We start from the raw sequence: 7,101 nt of genomic DNA, 5'->3' as shown, positions 1-7,101 counted from the left end.
GTGGGAGATTTTTTTTCCGGTCCTGATTTTCTGCGTGTCGGCGGCCGCCGTCATGGCCTTGAGCAAAACCAGGGCCGCATGGCTCGTTTCGAGGGTGCGGAAAAATGCCTGAGCTTTTCGCGGCCCTTCTTGCCGTCATCGCGGGCGCCGTCGCTTCCATCGCGGGCTTCGGCATCGGCAGCCTGCTCACGCCTTTTCTCACCGTCGGCTACGGCGCCAATCTTGCCGTGGCCGCGGTTTCCATCGCGCATTTTTTCGGCACGGCCCTGCGTTTCTGGCGGCTGAAGGCGCACATCGACCGCAAGACTCTCGTTCACTTCGGCGTCCTGAGCGCGCTGGGAGGGCTGACAGGCGCCGTCTTCCACGCTTTTATTTCTTCGCCGGGGATGGCGGCCATCCTCGGAGGCATTCTGGTTTTCGCGGGAACGTTGGGCGTGACCGGAAGCTCGGAGAAAATGCGGTTCAAGGGGCGCGTGGCGTGGTTTGCCGGCGCGCTGTCTGGATTTTTCGGCGGACTCGTCGGCAACCAGGGCGGCATCCGTTCCGCGGCCATGCTGGGATTCGACCTTTCCAAAGAGTCTTACGTCGCCACAGCGACCGCGGTCGGCCTGATCGTCGATGTCTCCCGCATGCCGGTTTATTTTTTCATCGAACGCGGCAGGCTGCTGCACCTCTGGCCCTTGATTCTCGTCATGAGCCTGGGCACCCTGGCCGGGACTTTGGCGGGCACTTTTCTGCTGTCCTGGATCCCGGAAAAAATTTTCAAACGCCTGGTTTCGGGAATCGTCGTTTTGCTCGGCCTTTTCACGCTGATTCAGGCTTTCCACGATTGACAGGCCTCCGGTTTGGGATTAAGGTGAACCATGATCAGCACCTTCTACGATTCCAAAACTCATACGGTGGTCATCGAATTCGCGGGCAAAGTCGACGCCTCGGAAGCCGGGCCCTTTTTTGCGCAGGTCGAAAAGGTCGTTCCGAAGCAAGGGGGTTTTAAATTGCTGACGGACATGTCCAAGGTGCAGTCTTTTGATCCGGAACTGAAAGACTTCATCAAACACACCATGGAATTTTTCGATGACCGGGGCGTGACGGATATCGTGCGGGTCGTGGTCGAGCCTTCTCAGGACATCGGCTTCAACATCATGTCGCTGTTTCACTATTCGCCCCGCGTGAAATTCCTCACCGTGGCCTCGCGCAAAGAAGCGGAAGCGCGCCTGCAGGAAGTGTAAAGGGAGGAAAAGGCCTTGGAAAAAGAAACTTATCTGCGGGGACAGCTGTGGGTCGAGATCGTGGGGGAGCTGATCGTCGCGCGTGTCCGCGGCGAACCCACGGCCGAACTTTTGCGCGCCTGCCATGAACAGGTGCTTGTCCTGGTCAACGACACGGACCGCCGCAAAGTCCTTTACGACGCGCTCGAAATGGAAGCCCCGCCCGTGGAAGTGCCTCTTGCGCAGTGGAAGCTCGACGAAGAAATGGGCGTGAAGCTCAGGCGCGCCATCGTCGTGCCGAACAGCCGGCTTGCTTATCTCGCGCGGCTTGCGTTCGCCGAAGGCGATCACCGCGTTTTCTACAACGACATCGTGGCCGCCATCGACTGGCTCAAACAGGGTTGATGCGGCTCTGGAGCCTTCATCCCAAATAACTCGATGCCAAGGGCATGGTCGCGCTCTGGCGCGAAGGCCTTCTCGCCCAGAAAGCCCTGCGCGGCAGGACGCGCGGCCACAAGCACCACCCGCAGCTGGACCGTTTCCGGGCCGCCGCAGATCCGCAGGCCGTGATCGCTTCCTATTTAATATGAAGTCTGGGAAGAAGCGTGCCGGCGGGGATACTGTTTCGACCGGACGAAGATCCCGGGAAAAAATTCCCGCTCGAAACTCTTCGTCACCCGCGGCCAGATGCGGTACGAATGGCAATGGCTGCGCCTGAAATTGAAAAAGCGCGACCCCGCGCGGTTTCGCCAAAGCAAGGCGCGCGCGGCTCGATCCGCATCCGCTGTTTCGCGTCAAGCCCGGCTCTCTCGAAGCCTGGGAGCGGGCCCGATAGTCTCCTCTTTAAATTCCACTGAATATCCTGCCGGGAATGACGACATTTTAAGAGCCTCAACCGCTTTTAACTTTCCGGAGAACGTATGAGCAAAGAAGAGCCCATCATTCAAAAATACATGTCGTGTGAGCCCAAGACCCTAGAAGCGGGAGAATCGGTCGAGGCGGCCGAAGCCCTGATGCAGAAATTGAAGATCCGCCATCTGCCGGTCATGAAAGACGGCGTTTTGTACGGCATCGTGTCCGACCGCGATGTGAAAATGGCGCTCGGCCTCGTGGGCTCGAGCCCCCAGCTTCTCAAGCTTGCGGACATCTGCCATGAAAAACCTTATCAAGTTCCGCCGGACGCCAAGCTCCACGAAGTGCTCGACGAAATGGCCGGGCAGCATTATGGCTCGGCGCTCGTGGTGCAGAACAAGAAGCTCGTCGGTATTTTTACGGCCATCGATGCCTGCCGCGCCTTTTCCAAGGTCCTGCAGCAGCGCTTCCACGAACATTGACGCCAAGTTCTATTCCACTCTAAAGTCTGCCGGCAATTTTCCTAACCAGGCCCGGCATCAAGCCTAGCGGAATCCGACGGGCGGGAGCCTTCCGAAATCGGTTCTCATTTCATGGGGGATGGCATAGAATACGCCTTTCCGGAAGCCGTTCCGCGGAGCCTCCGGACCGTTTTTTTCCCGCTAACGCTACCCAGGAGAATCCGTTGTCCGAATCTGTGTCCGCCCCCAGGTCTACCGCGCCGTCCGAGACGCCTGTTTCCTTGATTCCCATCGAACAAATGCCGGGCCCGCCGCCCATGCCTTTTGTCGGATGGCGGGGAAACCTTTTTTCTTTTTTGGCCGACCCCATTGCCTACATGTCGCGGGCTCAGCGCGAGTACGGCGACCTTTTCCTTTTCGTGCGCGGCCGGCGCGGCATGGTCTTCGGCATCGGCGCCGAATACAACCAGCAATTTCTCAGCGACGCCGGGACTTTTGCGAATGTGGGCATCACGTTCCAGGGCCCGAAAAATTCTTCCCAGTGGCGGCTCGGCCTCACGCTCCTCAACATGAACGCCGAGCAGCACCGCCGCGCGCGCCAGGTCGTGGCCGCGCCTTTTTATACCAAAGAAATCGTGAAATACGTTCCTTCCGTGAAGGCCATGACCGGCCGCCTGATCGCGGGCTGGAAGCCCGGCGAGACAAAAGACATCTGCGCGGAAATGAAAACGCTCATCAAGCAGATCGCGGCGGACATTCTTTTCGGCCTGGAAGACGATCCCACGGCCTTCGACGTGGCGGACAGTTTCGATGCGTGGCATCACATGAGCAATTCCGCGTCCGTCCGCGTCCTGCGCTGGAATACGCCGCTCACGCCGTACGGCCGGCTGCTGCGCTACGCGGAAAAACTCGAAGCCAAGGTGCGCCTCATGATCGCCAAGCGCCGCGCGAAAGGCCTCGAAGGCGGCAACGACGTGCTGTCGCTTCTTCTGAGCGCGCATGACGCGCCCGAGCCCCGGCTTTCGGACGACGAATTGATCGGTCTGACCGGCTTTGTGTTCAATGCCAGCTTCGAAACCACGGCGCATGCCCTGACGTGGACGTTTTTCCTGCTGGCACAGCATCCGGAAGAAGCCGCGCGGCTGCACGAAGAATTGCAGGGCCTCGAGGACGACGCGTGGGAAAAAATCGCGGCCCTTCCTTATCTCGACGCGGTCTTGAAGGAAAGCATGCGGCTTTTTCCGCCGCCGGTTTATTCCTACCGTGTATGCACGAAAGACGTGAAGGTCGGGCCCTATCTCCTTCCAAAAGGCACGCCGGTTTTTCACAGCCATTACCTCACCCACCGCTCACCGCAGGTCTTCGAGGATCCGAAGCGCTTCCGCCCCGAGCGCTGGGAATCCCAGCAGCCTTCGCCTTTCGAGTACCTGCCCTTCGGCTACGGCGCTCATTCGTGCCTGGGCGGGGCCCTGGCCACCATGATGATGAAGATCATCGTTGCAATGGCCTTGAAAGCCCGGCGCCTGCAGGTCGTTCCGGACGCGCGCATCGACCGGCATGTGGTCGTGACGCTCGGCGTCAAGCGCGGCATGCCCATGAAAGTTTTCGAGCAGGACGGCCGTTATGAAAACAACGCCGTGCCGGTGCGCGGCAATGTGCATGAAATGGTGAAGCTCGAGCGGGGAACTCAAGCATGAGCGAGCGGGAAACAAGCGGATGGGATACTAAAACGGCTCTCGTCACAGGAGCGGCGGGTGGCATCGGCCGCGCGGCGGCGCTTGCCTTCGCGGCGCGCGGCGCCAAAGTCGTGGCCGTCGACGTGGACGCGGAAGGCGGGGAGCAAACCGCTTCCGGCATCCGCGCGCAGGGCGGCGAGGCTGTTTTCGTCCGCGCGGACGTTTCCAAAGCCGCGGATGTCCAGCGCATGGTCGAGGAAACGACCCAAGCCTACGGACGTCTGGATTTTGCGTTCAACAACGCGGGCATCGAAGGCCGGCGCGTGAAGACCGCGGAGTACACGGAAGAAGAATGGGACCGCGTGCTCGGCGTGAATCTCAAAGGCGTGTGGCTTTGCATGAAGTACGAAATTCCGGCCATGACGCGCGGCGGCGGAGGCGCGATCGTGAACACGGCGTCCGTCGCGGGCCTCACGGGCCTCAAGCGTTCGGCCCCGTACGCCGTGACCAAGCACGGCATCATCGGCCTGACGAAAACCGCGGCACTGGAATACTTCAAGTCCGGCATCCGCATCAATGCGATCTGCCCGGGCATGATCGAGACGCGCATGCTGGACAGGGCCGTCGCGGGAAAAGCGGGCGACGGCTCCGACGCCATCACCCGGCTTTACCAGAAATTCAAGAAACGCTTTTCTTATTCCCTCATCAAGAAAGACCTGCCCTCAGGCCGCTTCGGCAAGGCCGAAGAAGCGGCCGCGGCCGCGGTCTGGCTGTGCTCGGACCAGGCTTCCTTTATAACGGGGCATGCCCTGGTCGTCGACGGCGGCTATCTCGCCCGCTAGGTTCCGGGCGCGAAACCTTCCCTGCGAAGCTTGCGTCCGTCCTCAAACGTGCTAGATTAAGCACACGATGAAATTCCTTTTCGAGCTCATCCTCCGTTCTTATCTGCAGGACCACCGCTGCCGCCGTGTCTGCGAGATCGGCGCGGGCGAAGGCGCCGTGACCGATGCTCTGCTCCGGATTCCCGCGCTCAAAGAAATCGTCGTGATGGACCCTTGCCTTGTCCACGATCTGGAAAAAAAATACGCGGGAAATTCGCGCGTGGAGCTGCGCCGCGGCACGAGCCTTGAAATGCTGGCGGCTCTCGGCGCGAAGGACGCGTTCGACGCGATCATGGTCGACGGCGACCACAACTGGTACACGGTCTATCATGAACTTTCCCTGATCCGCGAGCGGGGCCTTCTTGCGGATTCCGGCGCGCTTTTTTTTCATGACACGTCCTGGCCGTACGGAAGGCGCGACCGCTATTACGCTCCCGCCGCCGTGCCCGAAGCGTTCCGCCATCCTTTCGAGCGCCAGGGCGTCGTGCGCGGCAGGAGCGCGCTCAGTCCGGAAGGAATGAACCCGCGGGCCTTCCATGCCGTTCATGAAGGCGGCCCGCGCAACGGCGTCATGACTGCCATCGAAGATTACCAGAAAGAGGCGGGGCATCCGTTCTGGCAGGCTTCTTTCAATCCTCAATTCGGACTTTGCGCGCTGGTTCCCAAAAAAGGCGTGGGGAATTTTTGCCGCCTCTGGGAAATCCGCGCGCGTTTCATGAAGGCCGGGATCTTCGGACGGGAAACCTCGCCGCCGAAAGCGGATCCCGCGCCGGAAAAAAATCTCGAGGAATGCCGGACCTTTTAGGCGGTTAACCAAGACAAGGAGCGTTTTATGATGAACTACATTTCGGGACTTCTTTTCACGGTTTTGCTGATCGTCGGACTGTTCGTGATGAACATTGTCTGGCAAACCGACCCGCTCATGGCGACCTGGGTGGGCATGGCCTGGCTTTTCGGCGACATCGTCATCGCTTCCGGCATCCAGCTCGCGGCCCAGTGGGAAAAAGGCGTGGTGTTCCGGCTCGGAAAATTCAGCAGCATCAAGGGCCCGGGCCTTTTCTTCATCATCCCGCTCATCGACCAGGTCAAGCTGCTCGACATGCGCGTGCTTGCGATGGACATTCCCGCGCAGCAGGTGATCACCAAAGACAACGTGCCCGTCAAAATCAACGGCGTGCTCTTCTTCAAGGTCGACGATCCCGCGAACGCGATCATCAAAGTGCAGGACTACCGGACCGCGATCTCGCAATACGCGCAGACTTCACTGCGCGACGTGGTGGGACAGATGACGCTCGACCAGCTTCTCGTCGAGCGCGAGCAGATCGGCAAGGCGATCGAGGAGACCGTGGAAAAAGATACCCAGGACTGGGGCCTTGAAGTCACGGGCATCCGCATGCAGGACATCGACATGCCCGAAGAGCTGAAGAAGATGATGTCGCGCCAGGCGTCGGCTGAGCGCGAGAAACGCGCCACGATCACCAAAGCCGAGGGCGACAAGGAAGCGGCGCTCAACCTCGCGGCCGCGGCCCGCACCATGGCCGAAAGCCCGGGCGCCATGCAGCTCCGCACCCTGCAGTCGATCGACGGACTCGGGCCCACGGCCTCCAATACGGTCGTGATCGCGGTGCCGGTCAACATCATGGATGCCGTGGACCAGCTCGGCCAGTTCATCAAGAAAAAGCAATGAGTCTCCCGTTAAGGCCGGCGCATTTTGCCGCGATTCTCGTTTTGGTTTTCGCGGCTCAGGGCGGCCCGGCCCAAGCCGCGCAGGTCGGCATCAAGTACAACCGTTCGAAATGGGAATACCCGGCGCAGGCGCTGAAAGATTTTTACCGTTTCGATTTCGACCGCATCCATGCGGTGATGATCGCGCTTCCGTGGGCGGAATGGGAGCCGGAAGAAGGGCGCCTCGACGAGAACCTGATGAAGAACGGCCTGCACGAGGTCCTCAAATTCTGCGAGACGCACAACATCCGCGTCGTGATCGCGGTCCACTGTTCTTTTTGGGGCGTGTCCGGCAACT

At 60.2% G+C, this 7,101-nt stretch carries 9 protein-coding genes and 1 pseudogene; all 10 read left to right on the top strand.

Features of this window, described 5'->3' with window-relative positions:
• Positions 1–104: 104 nt before the first annotated feature.
• Entirely contained in the window at positions 105–833 is a 729-nt protein-coding gene (locus VL688_05560; protein HTL47512.1) for a sulfite exporter TauE/SafE family protein, read from the top strand.
• A gap of 30 nt (positions 834–863) precedes the next feature.
• Positions 864–1,229: a hypothetical protein gene (locus VL688_05555; protein ID HTL47511.1), complete on the top strand. Its 366-nt coding sequence runs from the start codon at positions 864–866 to the stop codon at positions 1,227–1,229.
• A gap of 15 nt (positions 1,230–1,244) precedes the next feature.
• Positions 1,245–1,613 carry a hypothetical protein gene (locus VL688_05550; GenBank protein HTL47510.1) on the top strand — a complete coding sequence of 123 codons (369 nt, stop codon included), beginning with the start codon at positions 1,245–1,247 and terminating at the stop codon, positions 1,611–1,613.
• Between the two features lie 44 nt (positions 1,614–1,657).
• A pseudogene (locus VL688_05545) lies at positions 1,658–2,043 on the top strand (pyrimidine dimer DNA glycosylase/endonuclease V).
• An 85-nt stretch (positions 2,044–2,128) separates the two neighbouring features.
• Complete coding sequence (locus tag VL688_05540; GenBank protein HTL47509.1) at positions 2,129–2,542, top strand: CBS domain-containing protein; 414 nt, start codon at positions 2,129–2,131, stop codon at positions 2,540–2,542.
• Between the two features lie 203 nt (positions 2,543–2,745).
• Positions 2,746–4,218 carry a cytochrome P450 gene (locus tag VL688_05535; GenBank protein ID HTL47508.1) on the top strand — a complete coding sequence of 491 codons (1,473 nt, stop codon included), beginning with the start codon at positions 2,746–2,748 and terminating at the stop codon, positions 4,216–4,218.
• A complete protein-coding gene (locus VL688_05530) occupies positions 4,215–5,039 on the top strand; it encodes a glucose 1-dehydrogenase (protein HTL47507.1) in 825 nt (274 codons plus the stop codon). Before VL688_05535 ends, VL688_05530 begins: the two co-directional genes overlap by 4 nt.
• A 67-nt stretch (positions 5,040–5,106) precedes the next feature.
• Complete coding sequence (locus VL688_05525; GenBank protein HTL47506.1) at positions 5,107–5,883, top strand: class I SAM-dependent methyltransferase; 777 nt, start codon at positions 5,107–5,109, stop codon at positions 5,881–5,883.
• A 27-nt stretch (positions 5,884–5,910) separates the two neighbouring features.
• Entirely contained in the window at positions 5,911–6,765 is an 855-nt protein-coding gene (locus tag VL688_05520) for a slipin family protein (GenBank protein HTL47505.1), read from the top strand.
• The coding region (locus tag VL688_05515; GenBank protein ID HTL47504.1) for a hypothetical protein at positions 6,762–7,101 on the top strand (340 nt) is incomplete at its 3' end. The genes VL688_05520 and VL688_05515, both read left to right, overlap by 4 nt.

The organism is Verrucomicrobiia bacterium, assembly GCA_035495615.1.
Lineage (GTDB): Bacteria > Omnitrophota > Omnitrophia > Omnitrophales > Aquincolibacteriaceae > DATJFP01.
Note: the sequence above shows the minus strand (reverse complement) of the source record. Positions and strands in the feature narration are given on the sequence as shown.